Source organism: Janthinobacterium sp. PSRC1-1 (assembly GCF_049897525.1).
GTDB classification, from domain to species: Bacteria; Pseudomonadota; Gammaproteobacteria; order Burkholderiales; family Burkholderiaceae_D; genus Janthinobacterium; species Janthinobacterium tructae.
Genome location: NZ_JAFCWK010000008.1, coordinates 47,728 through 66,863, shown reverse-complemented (window position 1 = coordinate 66,863; position 19,136 = coordinate 47,728). Strand labels below are relative to the sequence as shown.

At 62.3% G+C, this 19,136-nt stretch carries 17 protein-coding genes and 1 other RNA gene; 17 read left to right on the top strand and 1 reads right to left on the bottom strand.

All coding sequences use genetic code 11. From position 1 onward, the window contains the following. Positions 1-97 precede the first annotated feature (97 nt). From ACP7DW_RS18480 to ACP7DW_RS18435, 10 genes are all read left to right on the top strand, one after another. Positions 98-1,411 carry an NAD(P)/FAD-dependent oxidoreductase gene (locus ACP7DW_RS18480; protein ID WP_426056167.1) on the top strand — a complete coding sequence of 438 codons (1,314 nt, stop codon included), beginning with the start codon at positions 98-100 and terminating at the stop codon, positions 1,409-1,411. Beyond that, positions 1,401-2,198: a DUF1365 domain-containing protein gene (locus ACP7DW_RS18475; RefSeq protein WP_426056168.1), complete on the top strand. Its 798-nt coding sequence runs from the start codon at positions 1,401-1,403 to the stop codon at positions 2,196-2,198. Before ACP7DW_RS18480 ends, ACP7DW_RS18475 begins: the two co-directional genes overlap by 11 nt. Then, positions 2,195-3,436 carry a class I SAM-dependent methyltransferase gene (locus ACP7DW_RS18470; protein ID WP_426056169.1) on the top strand — a complete coding sequence of 414 codons (1,242 nt, stop codon included), beginning with the start codon at positions 2,195-2,197 and terminating at the stop codon, positions 3,434-3,436. Before ACP7DW_RS18475 ends, ACP7DW_RS18470 begins: the two co-directional genes overlap by 4 nt. A 2-nt stretch (positions 3,437-3,438) precedes the next feature. Further along, positions 3,439-3,987 (top strand): chalcone isomerase family protein, encoded by a 549-nt coding sequence (locus ACP7DW_RS18465; protein ID WP_426056170.1) that lies wholly within the window; start codon positions 3,439-3,441, stop codon positions 3,985-3,987. Further along, positions 3,984-5,264: an MFS transporter gene (locus ACP7DW_RS18460; RefSeq protein WP_426056171.1), complete on the top strand. Its 1,281-nt coding sequence runs from the start codon at positions 3,984-3,986 to the stop codon at positions 5,262-5,264. The genes ACP7DW_RS18465 and ACP7DW_RS18460 overlap by 4 nt, the downstream gene beginning before the upstream one ends. After that, positions 5,252-5,815, top strand: a complete 564-nt coding sequence (locus ACP7DW_RS18455) for a DUF3833 domain-containing protein (protein ID WP_426056172.1) — start codon at positions 5,252-5,254, stop codon at positions 5,813-5,815. The genes ACP7DW_RS18460 and ACP7DW_RS18455 overlap by 13 nt, the downstream gene beginning before the upstream one ends. Continuing rightward, positions 5,812-6,579, top strand: a complete 768-nt coding sequence (locus tag ACP7DW_RS18450) for an SDR family NAD(P)-dependent oxidoreductase (protein WP_298406197.1) — start codon at positions 5,812-5,814, stop codon at positions 6,577-6,579. Before ACP7DW_RS18455 ends, ACP7DW_RS18450 begins: the two co-directional genes overlap by 4 nt. After that, complete coding sequence (locus ACP7DW_RS18445; RefSeq protein WP_426056173.1) at positions 6,576-7,013, top strand: nuclear transport factor 2 family protein; 438 nt, start codon at positions 6,576-6,578, stop codon at positions 7,011-7,013. Before ACP7DW_RS18450 ends, ACP7DW_RS18445 begins: the two co-directional genes overlap by 4 nt. A gap of 974 nt (positions 7,014-7,987) precedes the next feature. Further along, entirely contained in the window at positions 7,988-9,058 is a 1,071-nt protein-coding gene (locus tag ACP7DW_RS18440) for a porin (RefSeq protein WP_426056174.1), read from the top strand. A 150-nt stretch (positions 9,059-9,208) separates the two neighbouring features. Next, complete coding sequence (locus ACP7DW_RS18435; protein WP_426056175.1) at positions 9,209-9,736, top strand: hypothetical protein; 528 nt, start codon at positions 9,209-9,211, stop codon at positions 9,734-9,736. A 73-nt stretch (positions 9,737-9,809) separates the two neighbouring features. Here the strand turns inward: ACP7DW_RS18435 and ACP7DW_RS18430 are convergent, their stop codons facing one another. Next, entirely contained in the window at positions 9,810-11,513 is a 1,704-nt protein-coding gene (locus ACP7DW_RS18430; RefSeq protein ID WP_426056176.1) for a thiamine pyrophosphate-binding protein, read from the bottom strand. 198 nt (positions 11,514-11,711) lie between these two features. On the opposite strand from ACP7DW_RS18430, the gene rnpB reads away from it, so the two are divergent. The 7 genes from rnpB to ACP7DW_RS18395 all read left to right on the top strand — a co-directional run bounded on the left by rnpB (position 11,712) and on the right by ACP7DW_RS18395 (position 19,134). Next, positions 11,712-12,073, top strand: an RNA gene (gene rnpB, locus ACP7DW_RS18425) — RNase P RNA component class A. Positions 12,074-12,733: 660 nt separating this feature from the next. After that, positions 12,734-13,162 (top strand): division/cell wall cluster transcriptional repressor MraZ, encoded by a 429-nt coding sequence (gene mraZ, locus ACP7DW_RS18420; protein ID WP_034748899.1) that lies wholly within the window; start codon positions 12,734-12,736, stop codon positions 13,160-13,162. A 9-nt stretch (positions 13,163-13,171) separates the two neighbouring features. Continuing rightward, entirely contained in the window at positions 13,172-14,143 is a 972-nt protein-coding gene (gene rsmH, locus ACP7DW_RS18415; protein WP_426056177.1) for a 16S rRNA (cytosine(1402)-N(4))-methyltransferase RsmH, read from the top strand. Then, positions 14,140-14,409, top strand: a complete 270-nt coding sequence (gene ftsL / locus ACP7DW_RS18410) for a cell division protein FtsL (RefSeq protein WP_034748894.1) — start codon at positions 14,140-14,142, stop codon at positions 14,407-14,409. The genes rsmH and ftsL overlap by 4 nt, the downstream gene beginning before the upstream one ends. Continuing rightward, positions 14,409-16,187: a peptidoglycan D,D-transpeptidase FtsI family protein gene (locus tag ACP7DW_RS18405; RefSeq protein ID WP_298406181.1), complete on the top strand. Its 1,779-nt coding sequence runs from the start codon at positions 14,409-14,411 to the stop codon at positions 16,185-16,187. The genes ftsL and ACP7DW_RS18405 overlap by 1 nt, the downstream gene beginning before the upstream one ends. 8 nt (positions 16,188-16,195) lie before the next feature. Continuing rightward, positions 16,196-17,704 carry a UDP-N-acetylmuramoyl-L-alanyl-D-glutamate--2,6-diaminopimelate ligase gene (locus tag ACP7DW_RS18400; RefSeq protein ID WP_426056178.1) on the top strand — a complete coding sequence of 503 codons (1,509 nt, stop codon included), beginning with the start codon at positions 16,196-16,198 and terminating at the stop codon, positions 17,702-17,704. Continuing rightward, complete coding sequence (locus ACP7DW_RS18395) at positions 17,704-19,134, top strand: UDP-N-acetylmuramoyl-tripeptide--D-alanyl-D-alanine ligase (protein WP_426056179.1); 1,431 nt, start codon at positions 17,704-17,706, stop codon at positions 19,132-19,134. Before ACP7DW_RS18400 ends, ACP7DW_RS18395 begins: the two co-directional genes overlap by 1 nt. Positions 19,135-19,136: the final 2 nt, after the last annotated feature.

The following is a 19,136-nucleotide window of genomic DNA, read 5'->3' as shown; positions in this document are numbered from 1 at the left end:
TCTGAACGGCTCGGGGCACTCATTGACATGAATCAATATTTCATCGATTATCCATGAGGCTCGTTTTGTCCAGGACAAACTTAACACAGGTGTACTCATGAAAATTGCCGTCGTCGGAGCAGGAATCGCAGGTTTGTCGTGTGCCTATCGCCTGGCGCAAGCAGGCCAGGACGTCACCTTGTACGAAGCGGGCGACTATTTTGGCGGCCACAGCCATACGGTGGATGTCACGCTCGATGGCGTCACGCATGGCGTCGACACGGGTTTTCTCGTGTTTAACCACGCCACCTACCCGAACCTGGTGCAACTGTTTGATGAACTCGGTGTCGAGGCGGCCGACAGCGACATGTCGTTTTCCGTGAAAATGCCGCTCGGCACCACGCCCGATGCCCGGGTGCTGGAATGGGCGGGCGCCAATTTCGATACCGTGTTTACCCAACGCAGCAACTTGCTGCGTCCCGCCTTCCTGCGCATGCTGCGCGATATCGTGCGCTTCAACCGCCAGGCCAGCGCCCTGGCCACGGCCAGCGTGCCGGCGCCGGCCATGTCACTGGGCGAGTTTCTCGACCTGCACGGCTATGGCGATGAATTCCGCCACTGGTATCTGCTGCCAATGGCCGCCTGTATCTGGTCGTGCCCGGCGCGCCAGATGCTGGCCTTTCCCTTGGCCACCTTCATCCGTTTCTGCCACAACCATGGCTTGCTGCAAGTGAGCGACCGGCCGCAATGGCGCACGGTACGGGGCGGTTCGCGCGTGTATGTGGAGCAACTGCTGGCGGGCATTCCGCAGCAGCGCCTGGCGTGCCCTGTGCTGGCCGTGCGTCGCCAGGCTCATGCTGGCGCGCGCATGGTCGAGCTGCACACGGCCGCCGGCGTCGAGCATGTCGATCACGTGGTACTCGCTTGCCACAGCGACCAGTCGCTGGCCCTGCTGGGTGATATCCGTGACGACGAGCGCTGCGTGCTCGAAGCCGTACGCTACCAGCCCAATCGGGCCGTGCTGCATACGGATGCGTCCTGCTTGCCGCAGCGCCGCAAGGCATGGTCGGCCTGGAATTACCAGGGACGGCCGGCAGCGGCGGAAGGCGAGGCGCCGCAAGTATGCGTGCATTATTTGCTGAACCAGTTGCAGCCGCTGCCGTTTACCACGCCCGTCATCGTTTCGCTCAATCCTCTCGATGAACCGGACCCGGCGTCCATCCTCGACGAGTTTTCGTATGCCCATCCCGTGTTCGATGGCGCGGCCATTGCCGCCCAGGCGCGCCTGGCCGGCTTCCAGGGCGCGCAGCACACGTGGTTCGCGGGCGCCTGGACGGGCTATGGTTTTCATGAGGACGGCTTGAAGTCGGGCCTGGCCGTGGCGCAAAGCCTGCTGGGCCTGGCGTCCGCGGAGCTCGGCCATGCCGCGTGATCCCGGGCAAGCCGTGCCGCCGCAGCCCCAGCTGTGCCTGGGCCTGGTGCGCCATGCGCGGCTGCGCCCGCGCGCGCATGCCTTTGCTTACGGCATGTTTTATCTGCGCCTGCCCCTGCGCAGCCTGGGCGCGCAGGATTTCGCGGCCCGCCTGATCTCGCGCAACGGCGCCAATGTGCTGGTCTTCCGCGACAGCGACCACGGCGATGGCACGACGCCGCTGCTGGACTGGATCGACGGCTTGCTGCACCAGCATGGCGTGTCGGACGCGGGTGGCGAAATCTGGCTGCAAACCATGCCGCGCCTGTGCGGCTATGTCTTCAACCCCGTCAGCTTCTGGTTTTGCCACCGCCCGGATGGCGCGCTGCGCGCCGTGGTCTGTGATGTGCGCAATACCTTTGGCGAGCGCCATCTGTATTTGCTCGAACAGGGCGGCGCCATCGCGTACGGCAGCGAGTTGCGTGCCAAGAAGATTTTCCATGTGTCGCCGTTTTGCAAGGTGGAAGGACAGTACCGTTTCCGTTTCCTGCGCAACCACGACAAGGATGGCGAGCGCCACCTGGCCCGCGTCGATTATGACGACCTCGACGGCCCGATTTTGCAGACCAGTTTGTCCGGCACGGCGCGGCCGCTGCGCGATGGCACCATCGCCTGGGCCTTGCTGCGCTATCCCCTGATGACGTTTGGCGTGATGGCGCGCATCCATTGGCAAGCCTTGCGCCTGTGCTTGCGCCGCGTGCCGTTTTTCAGCAAACCTCACCCTCCACAAGAAAAGGTGTCCCGATGAGCTCCGATTCCCTGCCGACCGGCCTGCATGCGCGCAGCGGCCCGTCCCCGACACCTGTGCATGAACATCTGGATCTGCCCGCTTCCGCGCGCATGATTCTGCGCCTGCTGGAAAAACTGCAATATGGCGCCCTGCGCCTGCGCACGCCCGATGGCCGTCTCTTGCTGTACGGCGACGCCAGCCACCCCGTCACCCTGGATTTGCACAATTGGCACCTGTGTTCGGCCGTGTTGCGTTCGGGTGACATCGGCTTTGCGGAAACGTTTATCGCTGGCGACTGGCGCACGGACAATTTGCCGGGCTTGATCGAATTGATGATACGCAACCGCGCGCACATTGAGTCGCTGATCTACGGCAATTGGTGGGGCAACCTCGTCTACAAGGTGCGGCACTTGCTCAACCGTAATTCGCGCGCCGGCAGCAAGAAGAATATTCATGCCCATTACGACATCGGCAACGCCTTTTATCAGCTGTGGCTGGACCCGTCGATGACGTATTCGAGCGCCCTGTTTAGCGAAGGCGCCAGCCTGGAACAGGCGCAAGGCGCCAAATACCGGCGCATCGCCAGCCAGCTGCAGCTGCAGCCGGGTCAGCGCGTGCTGGAAATTGGCTGCGGCTGGGGCGGCTTTGCGGAAACGGCGGCGCGCGATAACGGCGCCCACGTGACGGGCCTGACCTTGTCGACCGCGCAGTTGGCGTATGCGCGCCAGCGCCTGCAGGACGCGGGGCTGGCAGGGCAGGCCGACCTGCAGTTGTGCGACTACCGCGACAGCGCCGGCCAGTACGACGCCATCGCCTCGATCGAGATGTTCGAAGCCGTGGGACAACGCTACTGGCCCGGCTATTTCGAGTGCGTGGCGCGCAACCTGAAGCCGGGCGGACGCGCCTGCATCCAGACCATCGTCATCGCCGACGAACTGTTCCAGCGCTACAGCAAGAGCACGGATTTCATTCAACAGTATATTTTCCCGGGCGGCATGTTGCCTTCGCCGCTGGAATTTCGCCGCGCCGCCGAGGCGCAGGGCTTGCGCGTGGAGGACGCCTTCAGCTTTGGCCTCGATTACGCGGAGACCTTGCGCCAGTGGCGCGCCAGTTTCCTGGCGCAGCGCACGGCGCTGGAAAAGCAGGGTTTCGACGGCCGTTTCCTGCTGACCTGGGAGTTTTACCTCGCGTATTGCGAGGCCGCCTTCCAGGCGCACAATACGGATGTGATGCAATTTACCCTGATCAAGGACTGACCATGCGCCGCCTGCTTGCCACTGTTGTGTTGTCATTGACCATGTTCGGCGCCGTGGCCGCGCCGCCTGCCTTTATCGCTGCCGACGTGCCCGAGGCCCGCCTGGCGGGCGAGGGCGAATACACATGGTTCGGCATGCGTATTTATCGGGCGCAACTCTGGGTGGGCGCGAACGGTTACCAGGGCGTGGCGTCGGCAACGGCGCCGTTCGTGCTGGAATTGCGCTACGCGCGTGCGCTTGACGGCAAGAAGATCGCCGAAGCCAGCCATGAGCAGATGCAAAAGCTGGGCGTCGGCACGGAGCAGCAGCGCCTGGCGTGGCTGGCCACCATGCAGCGCATCTTTCCTGACGTCAAGGAAGACCAGCGCATCGCGGGCGCCTACCGGGCCGGCATCGCGCCCGGCGTGCGTTTTTATCTCGATGGCAAGGTGCTGGCCGATGTGAGCGATGGCGACTTCGCGCGCGCCTTCTTCGCCATCTGGCTGTCGCCCGACTCGACGGCGCCGAAGCTGCGCGCGGCCCTGCTGCAGAGCGCGGCGCCACTGCCATGAGTCGCGGGGCCGGCGCGTTGACCTTGCCTGCCTTGTTCAGTTATGGCCTGTTCGGCTTGCCGCTGGCCATGCTGGCACTGCCCATCTATATCTATGTGGCGCCATTTTATGCGCAGCGCAGCAGCCTTGACCTGGCGCAAATCGGCGCCGTGCTGCTGGCGGCCCGCATCGCCGCCGCCTTCATCGATCCGGCCCTCGGCGCCTGGATGGCGCATGGCCGGCGCAGCTATGCCGTCTATGTCGGCGCGGCGCTACCGCTGCTGCTGCTGGGCTTTGGCGCCCTGTTCCATCCGCCGTCCCTGTCGCATGGGGCGACCCTGGCCTGGTTCCTGGCCGCCTTGCTGTTCGTCTACACCGCCTATGGCCTGGCTGGCATCGCGCACCAGAGCTGGGGCGCGGCCTTGAGCCAGGCGCGGGCGCAGCGGGCGCGCGTGACGGCCGTGCGCGAAGGCTGCGGCTTGCTCGGCGTGATCCTGGCGGCGGGATTGACTTCCGTGCTCGGCTATGACGGCTTGTCGCTGGCCTTTGCCGTGTGCCTGCTGGCGACGGGCGCGCTGCTGCTGGCGCGCGCGCCGCGTCCGCTCTTGCGCCAAGGCACGCAGGCGCTGCCCGCTGGCGCCTGGCGCCTGCCATTGCGCCAGCGCGCGTTCCGCTGGCTGTTCGCCGTCCTGCTCGTCAATGGCGTGGCTGCCGCCATTCCCGCCACCCTGTTCCTGTTCTTTGCCGGCGATTATTTGCGCCTGGGGCATTACGCCGGTCCGTTCCTGATTGTGTATTTTTGCGCGGCGGCCGCCTCGATGCCCGCGTGGGTGGCCCTGGCGCGCCGCTTTGGCGAAGCGCGTGCCTGGGGCGGCGCCATGCTGCTGGCCGCCGGTGTGTTTGTCTGGGCATATGGCCTGGGCGCTGGCGCCGCCTGGGGCTTTGCCAGTATCTGCCTGCTGTCGGGCCTGGCGCTGGGTGCCGACCTGGCCTTGCCGCCGGCCCTGCTGGCTGGGCTGATCGGCGCGGCGGGCCATGCCGGGCGGCACGAAGCGGCGTATTTCGGCTGGTGGAACTGGGGCGTGCAAATGAGCCTGGCACTGGCGGCCGGCATCGCCTTGCCCCTGCTGGCCTGGCTCGGCTATGTGCCGGGCAGCAACAAAGGCTTGCCGGCCCTGTCTGTCGCTTACGCCTTGCTGCCCTGCGCCTTGAAACTGCTGGCCGCGCTGCTGCTGTGGCGCGCGCCCTTACAACATATATATAGCGATCACCTGGAGATTCGACCATGCACCTCATGAAATGCTGCCGACGCGGCATCGCGGCGGCGGCTGTGCTGCTGGCGCTGGCCGCCTGCTCAACGCCGCCCACCCCCGCCACGTACGCGCAGGAACTGCCCGTACTGGATCTGCAGCAGTACTTCAACGGCACACTCGATGCCCACGGCATCTTCCAGGACCGCTCGGGCAAGGTGGTCAAGCGCTTCACGGTGGTGATGCGGGCCAGCTGGGCGGGCGAGACGGGCACCCTGGACGAGGATTTCACGTATTCGGACGGCAGCAAACAACGCCGCGTGTGGACATTGCGCAAGACGGCGCCCGGGCGCTTCATCGGCACGGCGCCCGACGTCGTCGGCGAGGCCATCGGCGAAGTGGCCGGCAATGCCTTGCGTTGGCAATATGTGCTGGCGCTGCCCGTCGATGGCACGGTCTACCACGTCGATTTCGAGGACTGGATGTTCCTGATGGATGACAAGGTCATGCTGAACCGCGCCGCCATGAGCAAGTTCGGCTTCAGCCTGGGCGCCGTCACTTTATCGTTCAGCAAGCGTCCATCACAGGCGGCCCCATGAATCGCAAGATCAGCAGCTGGGCCGGCAAGCGCGTGTGGGTCATCGGCGCTTCCAGCGGCATCGGCGCGGCGTGCGCCACCTTGTTGCTGGAGCAGGGGGCGTGCGTGGCCCTGTCGGCCCGCCATCGCGCCAGCCTGGAACTGCTGTGCCAGGGGCAGCCGCTGGCGCAGGCCTTGCCGCTCGATATCACCCAGCCCGCGCAGTTGCGGGCCGTCTGCGCGCAATTGCAGCAGCAGTGGACGCATATCGACCTGATACTGGTGGTGGCAGGCGGCTATCAGGCCATGCGCGCCGATAGCTTTGACCTTGAGGCGGCGCAGGGCTTGCTGGCCCTGAATGTGGGCGGCGTCTTCAATTGCCTGGAGCAGGCCTTGCCGTGGCTGTTGCGCCAGGGCAGCGGCGGTATCGGCATCGTCGGCTCGGTGGCCGGCTATGGCGGCTTGCCCAAGGCGCTCGCATATGGCGCCAGCAAGGCGGCGCTGATCAACCTGACGGAGTCGCTGTACCTGGATCTGCACGGGCGTGGCATTGACGTGTATCAAATCAATCCCGGTTTCGTCGCCACGCCGCTGACGGCGGACAATGATTTCAAGATGCCTGCCCTGATGACGGCGCACGACGCGGCCGCCGCCATGCTCGACGGTATCGAGCGGGGACAGTTCCACATCCACTTTCCCAAGCGTTTCACGAATACCCTGCGCCTGGCGCGGCTGTTGCCGTACCGCGCCTATTTCTGGCTGATCAGCAAGGTGACTGGCTTATGAACGCAAGCATGGATGACCCGCTGGCGCGCCTGGTGGCGTTCTACGAGCACCTGCGCATCGACAACCTGGCGCAACTGGGCGCCGTGTACGCGCCGGACGCGCATTTCAAGGACCCGTTCAACGAGGTGCAGGGACATGCCGCCATCCTGGCCATCTTCGAGCACATGTTCGTGCAAGTCGATGCGCCGCGGTTTGTCGTGCTGGAAAGCCTGGGGCAGGGGACGCAAGCCTTCCTGACGTGGGAGTTTCGTTTCCGCATGAAACGACTGGTATCTGGCGAACAATGTATTCGTGGCGCCACCCATGTGCGCTTCGATGCGCAGGGACGGGTGATCTTGCACCGCGATTATTGGGATGTGGCGGAAGAATTGTATGAAAAATTGCCTCTGCTGGGCGGTTTCATGCGCCTGCTCCGGCGCGCAAGCCAGCGCTAAGGCGATTTAGCGATGCTTTTAAGCAAAAAATCAAAAAAAGAAAAAGCAAATTGTGTGAAATGGGTCAGGCTAAAACTTGATTTCGGTCAATGTGTCGTTTTTTTGACACAAATTTGTCAAAATATTGAGAAGGCAACATTGTAAGAAATTGTTTCAATTGATGCGCAATTTGCAAGCAAGAGTCGTCCTCATGCGTTCCTGGCGGGCAACTGGCGCATGCGCTGGTCAACATGGAAAACATGTATATGTGAGCAATTTAAATTACCGGAAAGTCAGTAATTTAATTGTCACTCTGGCTATTTTTTTGATGCCTACGCCGACGCGCGAATTGGCCCCTACGCCCCTGAATAATGCGGCAACGCACCAAAACAGGGCGCATTATTTCCCGTTTTTGGGCACCTGGCAGCAAACATTGGCGATGCCGTGTATGCTTCGTCCCGTTTATCCATTATCGCCTGATAAATTGTGCGCTTTGTCGCGTAAGTCTTGGAGGGCAAATGATGGGTAAAGCATGTTGACGTTTTAATCACTCGCCTGATACTGTTGCACTAATACAACGGGTGCCAGCAAACCATGCGCTATGATGGAATGGTCAATCAGGCCCATGCATTGGTTGGCAAGGGGCACTGGCTCTGTCGCGTAGTACGGTTGGCGATGGTCGGGATGCCTGAAAAAGCCCCCGGCCTGGTACCGGAAGTAACATGTTGGAACTTGATGGAATGTGAAACGGTCGTTATAGTGCCGCTTCCGGTGCCGTTTGAGCACCGAACCGGCGCACGAATGACGGTCGTTATGCAGCCTTCAAGCTTATCGGTGCAATAGCGTGCCGATACCGATATGAATGTTCCCCTGACCGGAACAGCAATGTGGCAGGTGGAGACCTTGCCCTCACTCATAAAAAGCGCTCTGCTAGAGCGCAGCTCGAGATGCATAGGCTGTATTACTTTTTGCTTCAAAAATTAAAGGAAATCGCAATGAAAAAAACTCTGATCACCCTGGCAGTCCTGGCAGCAGCCACTGGCGTAGCCCAAGCTCAATCGAGCGTTGTTATCTACGGTACCGTTGACGCTGGTTTCGTCAGCGAGCGCGGCGGTGTTAACGGCAACGTTAACAAACTGGACAGCGGCGTTGCTTCGGCTTCCCGTCTGGGCTTCAAAGGCACCGAAGATCTGGGCAGCGGTCTGTCGGCTCTGTTCCTGTTGGAAGCTGGTTTCGGCGTTGACACCGGCGCGCAAGGTAAAAACGAAGCCCTGTTCGGCCGTCAATCGTACGTTGGTCTGAGCAGCAAAACGGCTGGTACCCTGACCCTGGGTCGTCAATACACCCCTTGGTACAACACCCTGTCGAAAGTTGCTGATCCATTCGCAGTAGGCTACGCTGGTTCCGCCAAGAACCTGTTCCCAGCGAACACCCGCACCAGCAACACCGTGCTGTACACCTCGCCAAACTTTAGCGGTTTTGACGCTGACGTGGCTTACACCTTCGGCGAAAAAGCTGAGTCGAACAAATACGGCCGTCAAATCGGCGCGTCGGTTGGCTACTCGAACGGTCCTCTGAACGCACGTCTGGCTTACAACAACACCAGCAACGACGACGTCGGCGTTGAAGCCGCTAGCGCACGTAACTGGTTGGCTGCAGCTAACTACGACTTCGCAGTTGCTAAAGCTTACGTTGCATACGGCGCGAACAAAGGCGCAAACAGCGCAAAGCACAACAACGAAGACCGTTTTGCTTACAGCCTGACCCAAGCATCGGCTGCTCCTAGCACCGACAGCAACAACATCCTGGTCGGCGCAACCGTACCTGTTGGCCCAGCTGGCACCGTCATGGCTTCGTTCATCCGCACGAACGACAAGACCCGCTTCAATGCTGACGCTGATCAATGGGCAGTGGGCTACTCGTACGCTCTGTCGAAGCGCACCAGCACCTACGCTTCGTACGCCAAGATCAAGAACAAAAACAACGCAGGCTACACCGTTGGTAACAACAGCAATGTTGGTACGGGCGACAAAGCCTTCAACGTTGGTGTTCGTCACTCGTTCTAATAGTCGCGCAAGCGAAGCTTAGTACCGCTCAGGCATCCCTTCGGGGATGCTGCAAGCAAAGAAACGCGCTGTCTGGCTTCGGCCTGGCGGCGCGTTTTTGCATGGGCGGCGCCAGTTATAATGGCGCCGTTACTCAAGTAAAGGAATGCCATGTCTCCATACACCTCGCCGCGCCTGGCCGTCCTGCTGGCCGCGTTGTTATTCGCCGGCGCCACGGGTGCCGCTGTCGCCGCCGTCAAGGGCAAGAAGCCGGCCGGACTGGAGCGCTACGGCGTGGCCGTCTACTCGGACCTGTGCCTGCAAAAGGATAGCGGCGAAATCGGCGGCCAGCGCGTGACCCTGCACCGCTTCGCCGAAGCCGACTCCGTCATCTATGAATTCACGGCGGGCGCCCTGAGCTGGCCCATCGTGGCCAACGACGTCAACCTGGACGCCGCCACGGGCGCCTTCGACTTCACCATCGCCGGCGCCGACAGCGAAGAGCGCACCATCGTCGGCAAGTTTTCCAAAGACGGGCAAACCCTGACCCTGGAAGGCGATTACTGCGGCGGCAATGTGCGCATGCCCATGAAACTGAGCCGCGTGCGCGATTTCGGCCGTCCCCTGAAAAACTGCACGCCCTGTCCGCCGGTGCCGGAAGCGCCCGCCGAGGAAAGCGCACCAGTGCCGGCTGCCTGAGCGATTCTCGCTGTCAACAAGAAAAAGGCCCGGTATCGACCGGGCCTTTGTTGTTTGTCGCGCTGAAACGGGCTTATTTGGCCGCCTGCGCCTTTTCTGCATTCGCCCGGATGGTGGCGAGCGTGGCGTTCGGCGTGATCAGGTTGCCGTCATAGCGCAGCTCGATCAACGCTGGCAAGTTGTGCGCGCTGGCGTGCGCCAGCGCCCGCTGCAGGGCGGGGGCGAACTCTTCTGTCGTAGTCACCACGTCGCCATGCGCGCCATACGCCTGCGCCAGCGCGGCAAAATCCGGGTTGTGCAGGGTCGTGCCCGAGACGCGGCCCGGGTAATCGCGTTCCTGGTGCATGCGGATGGTGCCGAACATCTGGTTGTTGAAGACGATGATGACCACGCCCGCCTGGTATTGCACGGCGGTGGCCAGTTCCTGGCCATTCATCATGTATTCGCCATCGCCGGCAAAGGTGATCACGGTGCGCTCCGGATGCACGATCTTCGCCGCCACGCCGGACGGCACGCCATAACCCATGGCGCCATTCGTCGGCGCCAGCTGCGTGCGCATGCCGCCGTAGCGGTAGAAGCGGTGCGCCCACGAGGCGTAATTGCCGGCGCCGTTGGTCAGGATGGTATCAAGAGGTGCCTGCGCCATGATCTCCTGCGTCACTTGCCACAGGTCCAGCGGCGCCTGGCCATCCTGGAAGATGGGCGGGCGCTGCTGGTAGGCGGCCAGCTCGGCCTTCGCTTCGCTCGGCGTGTGCTGCCAGGCGGAAGCGTCGACAGGGGCCATGGCGGCCAGCATGGCACAGACCTGCGGCATGCCGCTGTTGATCATCAGCTCGGCCTGGTAAACGCTGCCCAGCTCTTCGGCATCCGTATGGATGTGCACCAGGCGCTGGCGCGGCACGGGCGACTCGAACAGGGTGTAGCCGCCCGTCGTCATTTCACCGAGGCGCGGGCCGATGGCGATGACCAGGTCGGCATTTTTCACGCGCGCGGCCAGTGTCGGGTTGATGCCGATGCCGACGTCGCCAATGTAGTTCGGGTGGGCATTGTCGAGCAAGTCCTGGAAGCGGAAGGCGCAGGCGACGGGCAAGTGGTTGCTTTCCGCGAACTGTTGCAGGTCGGCGCACGCCTGCGGTGTCCAGGTGGTGCCGCCCAGCAACACCAGCGGACGTTGCGCTTCGGCCAGCATGGCGCACAATTGCAGCAGTTGCTGTTCTGATGGCGATGCTTGCACCGGCTGGTAGGCGCGCGTGTCGGCGACAGTCGCCATGGAAATGAGCATGTCTTCCGGCAGGGCCAGCACCACGGGGCCGGGGCGCCCGCTGGTGGCGACCTGGAAGGCGCGCGCCAGGTATTCGGGGATGCGCTCGGCGCGGTCGATCTGCGCCACCCACTTGGCCATCTGGCCATACATGCGGCGGTAGTCGATTTCCTGGAACGCTTCGCGGTCGACGAAATCGTTGCCCACCTGGCCGATGAACAGGATCATCGGCGTCGAATCCTGATACGCCGTGTGCACGCCGATCGAGGCGTTGGTGGCGCCCGGTCCGCGCGTGACGAAGCAGATCCCCGGCTTGCCCGTCAGCTTGCCGTAGGCTTCGGCCATGAAGGCGGCGCCGCCCTCCTGGCGGTTGATGATGAAGCGGATGCCCGAATCGTGCAGGGCGTCGAGCACGTCGAGGTAACTTTCGCCAGGCACGCCAAAGGCGGTGTCGACACCGTGGATCTGCAGGGCATCGACCAGGATCTGGCCGCCGGTACGGGATTGTTGCGTCATGTTCGGCTCTTTATATTCTAGTGGGTGGCAAAGAAATGGGGCAAGCGGTGCGCATGCGCTTGCATGCAAGCAGCTTGCCTTATTCTATGTGAGCCGATTTGGCCCGGCTTTTGAAATGGCGACACCGAATTACACAATCCCCCGACGGTCACACCGCGCTTTTGCCGAAACATGCCGCGGCGCGGTACAATGGCGGGTGAAGCAGGCCAGACAGTCGCTGGCCGGCGCAGCAATGCGCTGGCGGGAGGAAGGTCCGGACTCCATAGAGCGGGGTGACGGTTAACGGCCGTCCGCTGAAAGCCTACTCGACGTACTTGTACGGAGAGGGGGTATAAGGCGAGGAATAGGGCCACAGAGACGAGCGTATTAAGTTACGGTGAAACGCGGTAACCTCCACCTGGTGCAATTTCAAATAGGCACGCGATGATGCTGCTCGCGGAGCGTGCGGGTAGAAAGCTTGAGCGCCCGAGTAATCTGGCGCCTAGAGGAATGACTGTCATAGCGCCAACCTGCAAGGGAAGGCGCCGTAACAAAATCCGGCCTACCGGCCTGCTTCACTTGAATTTTAGCTCCCTGGTCTGCCGGGGAGTGTATCGGCCGCAGCGGTTTGCTTGCTGCGCGCCGCCAAAAAGCCCCCGCAAAGGGGCTTTTTTTGTTTCCAAAAAGATAGTGCTCAGGATAAAGTTGTATATACAACTAAAATGAACAATTGGTTAAAGTTTCTTCTTCTCAATTAATTGCTGCATTGCAAAAATAGTTGATCCGCATCAGGCCAACCCCGGAAAACAGGGTCGGTACGCGCCAAGGGCGAATTTTTTTGCCTTAAACCAAGTCTTTCGCTGTGGCTGCTCGTTGTCGTGCCTGGAGGGCGAAAGTATTGTCATGTGTCAACTAACTGTAAAAAATTCAATTTTTACATTTCGTCTTTTTCGATGTTTACGGTAGGAAAACACATGTGTGCAGATGAGGTAGCACATTCACTATCTTTCATAAGTATCTAATTTATCGATATATTTTTATTTGAGACAGCTTCAACGATATGCGCTAAGTCCTTAATTTCATTAATAAAATTCCTGTTTTGCCAATCGGAAACCGCTTGACCACTATCTTTGCTTACTCTAAAGTGGGCAACTGTGTGAAAAAGTGTGTTTTTGTGGGAAATTTCCCCCTTTTCATCATGATGCGCAAGCATCGCAACCCAAGCTCAAAAAAGGTCTTCCGTGTTTCAAGGCGCGTCCGCAATCAATCTCGATGCCAAAGGCAGGATGTCTATCCCTGCCAAGCACCGTGACGCGCTGGCGATTCAATGCGAAGGCCGTCTGACCCTGACCAAGCATCCCGATGGCTGCCTGCTGTTTTTCCCCCGTCCCGTGTGGGAAAGCCACCGCCAGCAAATCGCCGCCTGGCCCATGTCGGCGCGCGCCTGGCAGCGCATCTTCCTCGGCAACGCCGTCGACGTCGAGCTGGACTCGGCCGGCCGCGTGCTGATCTCGCCTGAATTGCGCAACGCCGTGGGGCTGGCGCGCGAAGTCATGATGATCGGCATGGGCAGCCACTTTGAAATATGGGATGCCGCCAAGTTGGCCGACAAAGAACAGCAGGCGATCGATGCCGGCACCCCCGATGTACTTTCCAATTTTTCTTTCTAAGGCTCCGTAATGACACAACTCACGGTGCCGGAATTTCAGCATCGCACGGTGCTGCTCGATGAAGCGGTCGATGCGCTCGACCTGACGGGCGACCGCGCACACGGTATTTACGTCGATGGCACGTTTGGCCGCGGCGGCCATAGCCGATTGATTTTGTCGCGCCTGGCGCCTGACGCGCGCCTGATCGGCTTCGACAAGGATGTGCAAGCCATCGCCACGGCCGAACAGATCGGCGACCCCCGCTTTGAAATTGTCCATGACAGCTTTGCCACCATGACGGCCAGCCTGGCCGCGCGTGGCGTGCGGCAGGTGGACGGCATCTTGCTCGACCTGGGCATCTCGTCGCCGCAGGTCGACGATGCGGCGCGCGGTTTCAGCTTCCGCAACGACGGACCGCTGGACATGCGCATGGATACGACGCGCGGCATCTCCGCGGCCGCATGGCTGGCGGTGGAAACCGAGCAGAATTTAGAGAAAGTGATACGCGATTATGGGGAAGAACGGTTTGCTTTTCAGATTGCAAAGGCGATTGTTGCTGGCCGGGCAGTCCAGCCAATTTCAAGCACACGACAGCTTGCCGGCATCGTGGCAGGCGCCGTCAAGACCCGCGAGAAGGGTAAGGACCCCGCTACCCGCACCTTTCAGGCAATCCGCATTTTCATTAACAAAGAGCTCGAGGATCTCGAGATCGGTCTGAACCAGGCGTATGCCTGCCTGGCGCCCGGCGCGCGCATGGCCGTGATCAGTTTTCATTCGCTGGAAGACCGCATGGTCAAGCGTTTCTTCGCCTCGAAGGCGAACGTCGAGCAGCCTGACCGCCGCCTGCCGATCCGCGCGGTCGACTTGCCGCAGCCGGAAATGAAGCTGATATTGAAGATGAAGCCGTCCGATGCCGAGATCGAGGGTAACCCCCGTTCGCGTTCGGCCGTGATGCGCGTGGCGCAGCGTTTGCCCATTCCGGTCAGTGGCGGCGTCCGATGACTGGCAAGCTGTGTGTCGTGCTGTCGGCCCTGCTGGTGTGCTGCGGCCTGTCGCTGGTGAACGCGCAGTACCAGTCGCGCCACCTGCTGATCGACCTGGAGCGCGCGCAAGCGCTGTCGCGCCAGCTCGACATCGACTGGGCACAACTGCAGCTGGATCAGTCCACGTTGGGCAAGCATGAACGCATTGAATCGATCGCACGGCGCGACCTGAGCATGACGCCGTTGACGGCGGCGCGTACGCAATACCTGACGGAGGGCGAGTAATGAAGTTGGGCGGTAATAGCAACGGCCGGGTGGCGGCATCGAAAGGCGTGCCATTCTCGAAGAACCCCGTACTGGCGGTGCGTCTGCCCGTCTGGCGTTCGCGCGTCGTGCTGTTCCTGCTGTTCTTCGCTTTCGCCGGCCTGGGCGCGCGCGCGCTGTGGCTGCAGGGCGTGTCGACGCAGTTTTTGCAAAAGCAGGGCAAGGCCCGCTACGAGCGCACGCTGGAACTGCCGGCCACGCGCGGCAAGATCACCGACCGCAACGGCCAGGTGCTCGCTTCGTCTGTGCCCGTGAAAGCCATCTGGGCCATTCCCGACGACGTGCTGCAGGCGTCGCCCGAGAAAATCAACGCGCTGGCCGGCCTGCTGGAAATGAATGTCAATGAATTGCGCAAGAAGCTCGATTCGGACCGCAGCTTCGTATACCTCAAACGCCAGGTCGAGATGGAAGTGGCCGACAAGATCTCCAAGCTGGGCATCGACGGCATCGACGAGCGCAAGGAGTACAAGCGCTTTTATCCACAGGGCGAAGTGATGACCCACGTGGTGGGCTTTACCAACGTGGAAGACGTGGGCCAGGAAAGCATGGAACTGGCGCAGCAGAAAACCCTCGTCGGCACCACCGGCAGCCGCCGCGTGATCAAGGACCGCCTGGGCCACATCGTCGAAGACATCGGCTTCATCCACGAACCGCATGACGGCAAGGACCTGACCCTGTCCGTCGACAGCAAGATCCAGTACATCGCCTTCACGCAGCTGAAGGAAGCGGTGGAAAAATTCAATGCCAAGGCAGGCGGCGCCGTGGTGCTCGACGTGCACACGGGCGAAGTGCTGGCCCTGGCCAACTACCCCAGCTACGACCCGAACGACCGCCGCAAGCTCACCGGACAGCAGCTGCGCAACCGCGTCATGACCGACACCTTTGAACCCGGTTCGACCCTGAAACCGATCACCGTCTCGCTGGCGCTCGATACGGGCAGAGTCAAGCCGGGCACCCTGATCGACACGGGTCCGGGCCGCTACACCATCGCCGACCGCACCATTACCGACACCAAGCCGCACGGCGTGATCAGTGTTTCCGAAATCATCGAGATGTCGTCGAACATCGGCACCTCGAAAATCGCGCTGGGCATGCCGTCGCAGGAAATGTGGGAAATGTTTACCAAGGTGGGCTTCGGCCAGCAGCCGAAATGGGGCTTTCCCGGCGCCGTGGCCGGCCGCGTGCGTCCGTATAAATCGTGGCGCCCGGTGGAACAGGCCACCATGAGCTACGGTAACGGCATTTCCGTCTCGCTGATCCAGCTGGCGCGCTCCTACATGATGTTCGCCCGCGATGGCGACACGATCCCCTTGTCATTCCAGAAGGTCAATGAGCTGCCCGTGGGCCAGCAGGTGATCAAGCCGAAGACGGCCGCCGACATGCGCGCCATGCTGGAACTGGTGGTCTCCGGCGCGCACGGCTCGGCCAAGCGCGCCCAGGTCGCCGGCTACCGCGTGGGCGGCAAGACGGGTACCGCCTACAAGGTGGAAAACGGCCGCTATGCGATGCCGCGCAAATACATCGGCTCTTTCGTGGGCATGGTGCCGATGTCGGCGCCGCGCTTCATCATTGCCGTGATGATCGATGAACCGACCGGCCCCGCCCACTATGGTGGCCAGGTTGCCGCTCCCGCTTTCGCGGCGATTGCGACCAACGCGCTGCGCGCGATGAACGTACCGCCCGATTCCTCCGTTACCGAAATCGTGGTCCCGGCCAATGCCGGCCCGGAGGCCATGTGAAGTCACTCATGACCATACAAGACATCAGTTTGTGGATCAAAACGGCTGCCCCGTCCGGGCAGCTGACGTCCGATTCGCGCCGCGTGCAGCGCGGCGACGTGTTTTTCGCCTATGCGGGCGCCACGCATTTCATCGCCGCCGCCATCGAGCAGGGCGCCGCCGCCATCGTGCATGACGCCGTCGAATGGAACGCCGCATGGACTGTGCCGCACCTGCTGGTCAGCGACCTGAAACGCCTGGCCGGCCCCGTGGCGCATGCTTTCTACGACATGCCCGACAGCGCCATGTTCAGCGCCGGCGTGACCGGCACGAATGGCAAGACCTCGTGCGCGCTGTGGCTGGCGCAGGCCTTGGCGCGCCTTGGCCTAACATCGTCCGTCATCGGTACCTTGGGCGTGGGCCTGTGCAAGCCGCGCGGCGCCATCGAATTCGACGTCACCGGCTACACCACGCCCGACGCCGTGCTGCTGGCGCGTAAACTGGCCACCATGCGCGATGCCGGCGCCCGGGCCGTTGCCATTGAAGTGTCGTCGATCGGCCTGGACCAGGAACGCGCGGCCGGCATGCATTTCGATGTCGCCATGTTCACCAATCTGACGCGCGACCACCTCGACTACCATGGCGACATGGCGGCCTACGAGGCGGCCAAGGTCAAGCTGTTCGACTGGCCCGGCCTGAAAACGGCCGTCATCAACCTCGATGACCCCATGGGGCTGCGCCTGGCGCGCCACGTGGATGGCAAGCTGTCCGGCGAATATCCCGTCATCGGCTACACCTTGCAGGATGCGGCCAGCCAGCCTGACTTGCCGGGTGTGCTGATGCTGCGCGCCAGCCAGTTCCGCAGCCGCCATGCCGGTACCGACTTCCACCTGGAATGCGCGCTGGGCGTGGCGCTGGTCAAGACGCAACTGGTGGGTCACTTCAATATCAGTAACGCGCTGGCCGTGCTGGGCGCCTTGCTGGCGCATGGCACCGGCCTGCGCGCCGCCATCGACGGCATCGAATCGCTGCAGCCGGCCCCAGGCCGCATGCAACAGGTGGGTGGCCAGGAAGCGCCGATGGTCGTCATCGATTACGCGCATACGCCGGACGCGCTGGAAAAAACCCTGGCCGCCTTGCGCCAGGTGGCGCAGGAGCGTGGCGGCCAGCTGTGGTGCGTGTTCGGCTGCGGCGGCGACCGCGATCCGGGCAAGCGTCCGCAGATGGGCGCCATCGCGCAGCTGGCCGATCACGTGGTGGTCACCAGCGACAATCCGCGCAGCGAAGACCCGCACGCCATCATCGCGCAAATCGTCGCCGGCATGCGTGCAGACGGCCCGCAGCCACAGGCTATCGAAGACCGCGCTGCGGCCATCCTGTCGGCCATCAAGCATGCCGCCAAGCCGGACGTGATCCTGCTGGCGGGCAAAGGCCATGAGCCGTACCAGGAAATCAAGGGCAAGAAACTGCCGTTCTCCGATGCCGACCATGCGCAGCTGGCCCTGTCCGCGCGCCTGACCATGATGAGGACGAACTGATGCGCGGCACCCTGACAGAACTGATGCCGTCGCTGGACGGCGCGCAGCTGACGGGCGACGCAGCGTTCGACGGCGTGTCCACCGACAGCCGCAGCGCCCAAGCCGGCTCGCTCTTCGTCGCCTTGCGCGGCGAGAGTTTCGACGCCCACGACTTCCTCGACCAGGTGGCCGCGCGCGGCGTCGCCGCCGTGCTGGTCGAGCACCTGCCCGCAGGCTGGGATAGCGGCAAGGTGCCGGCCATCGTGGTCGCCGATACCCTGGTGGCGCTGGGACGCATCGCCCATCACTGGCGCGGCCGTTTCAATTTGCCCGTCATCGGCGTCACCGGCAGCAACGGCAAGACCACCGTCAAGGAGATGATTTCGGCCATCCTGGCGGCGGCCTTTGGCGAAGAAGGCCGTTTGGCCACGCGCGGCAACCTGAATAATGAAATCGGCGTGCCATTGACCCTGTTTCGCCTGAGCGAGCAGCACCAGGCGGCCGTGATCGAAATGGGCATGAACCATCCGGGCGAAATCGCGCGCCTGGCGGCAATCGCCGCGCCGACGCTGGCAATGGTCAACAACGCGCAGCGCGAGCACCAGGAATTCATGCATACGGTGGAAGCGGTGGCGCGCGAGAACGGCGCCGCGCTGGCGGCATTGGCCGACGACGGCGTGGCCGTCTTCCCGCACGGCGATGAATTCACGCCCGTGTGGCGCGAGCTGGCCGGCGCGCGCGCCGTCATCACCTTTGGCCTGTCGAAGGAGGCTGATGTGAGCTGCACGCATCGCGCGGCCGAGGATTTTGGCAGCGACATGTTTGTCAGCGTGCGCGCGCCGGACGGCAGCTTGCGCCAGTTCTTCGTCGGCTTGCAGGCGGCGGGCGAGCATAATGTGCGCAATGCGCTGGCGGCCGTGGCATGCGCCGTTGGCGCGGGCATCGCCATCGAACATATCCAGCAGGGCCTGGAGGCGTTCGCGCCAGTGAACGGCCGCCTGCAGAAAAAACGTGCCGCCAACGGCGCCACCATCATCGACGACACGTATAACGCCAATCCGGATTCGGCGCGCGCGGCCATCGATGTGCTGGCGCAGGCTGCGGCACCACGCATCCTGGTGCTGGGCGAGATGGGCGAAGTCGGCACGCAGGGACAGCAGTTCCACGAAGAGATCGGCACCTACGCCGCCATCAAAGGCATCGAATACGTGCTGGCGACGGGCGGTCTGGCGCGCCATCTGGTGAATGCGGCGCAGGCTGCCGCCAGCCAGGAATCGGGCACGGTCGTGGAGTATTTCGAACAGTTCGACGGCTTGCTGGCGGCGCTCGATGCGCATTTGTCCGGCCGTTCGGATGCAACAGTATTAATCAAGGGCTCCCGCTTCATGAAAATGGAACGGGCCGTGCAGCATTTGATTGGTTCAAACAACAATAACAAGGAAGCTCACTAATC

Bases quoted from the DNA above. Each gene is read 5' to 3' on its own strand.
- ACP7DW_RS18480 (WP_426056167.1), top strand. From the start codon at position 98: ATGAAAATTGCCGTCGTCGGAGCAGGAATCGCAGGTTTGTCGTGTGCC.
- ACP7DW_RS18475 (WP_426056168.1), top strand. From the start codon at position 1,401: ATGCCGCGTGATCCCGGGCAAGCCGTGCCGCCGCAGCCCCAGCTGTGC.
- ACP7DW_RS18470 (WP_426056169.1), top strand. From the start codon at position 2,195: ATGAGCTCCGATTCCCTGCCGACCGGCCTGCATGCGCGCAGCGGCCCG.
- ACP7DW_RS18465 (WP_426056170.1), top strand. From the start codon at position 3,439: ATGCGCCGCCTGCTTGCCACTGTTGTGTTGTCATTGACCATGTTCGGC.
- ACP7DW_RS18460 (WP_426056171.1), top strand. From the start codon at position 3,984: ATGAGTCGCGGGGCCGGCGCGTTGACCTTGCCTGCCTTGTTCAGTTAT.
- ACP7DW_RS18455 (WP_426056172.1), top strand. From the start codon at position 5,252: ATGCACCTCATGAAATGCTGCCGACGCGGCATCGCGGCGGCGGCTGTG.
- ACP7DW_RS18450 (WP_298406197.1), top strand. From the start codon at position 5,812: ATGAATCGCAAGATCAGCAGCTGGGCCGGCAAGCGCGTGTGGGTCATC.
- ACP7DW_RS18445 (WP_426056173.1), top strand. From the start codon at position 6,576: ATGAACGCAAGCATGGATGACCCGCTGGCGCGCCTGGTGGCGTTCTAC.
- ACP7DW_RS18440 (WP_426056174.1), top strand. From the start codon at position 7,988: ATGAAAAAAACTCTGATCACCCTGGCAGTCCTGGCAGCAGCCACTGGC.
- ACP7DW_RS18435 (WP_426056175.1), top strand. From the start codon at position 9,209: ATGTCTCCATACACCTCGCCGCGCCTGGCCGTCCTGCTGGCCGCGTTG.
- ACP7DW_RS18430 (WP_426056176.1), bottom strand. From the start codon at position 11,513: ATGACGCAACAATCCCGTACCGGCGGCCAGATCCTGGTCGATGCCCTG.
- rsmH (WP_426056177.1), top strand. From the start codon at position 13,172: ATGACACAACTCACGGTGCCGGAATTTCAGCATCGCACGGTGCTGCTC.
- ftsL (WP_034748894.1), top strand. From the start codon at position 14,140: ATGACTGGCAAGCTGTGTGTCGTGCTGTCGGCCCTGCTGGTGTGCTGC.
- ACP7DW_RS18405 (WP_298406181.1), top strand. From the start codon at position 14,409: ATGAAGTTGGGCGGTAATAGCAACGGCCGGGTGGCGGCATCGAAAGGC.
- ACP7DW_RS18400 (WP_426056178.1), top strand. From the start codon at position 16,196: ATGACCATACAAGACATCAGTTTGTGGATCAAAACGGCTGCCCCGTCC.
- ACP7DW_RS18395 (WP_426056179.1), top strand. From the start codon at position 17,704: ATGCGCGGCACCCTGACAGAACTGATGCCGTCGCTGGACGGCGCGCAG.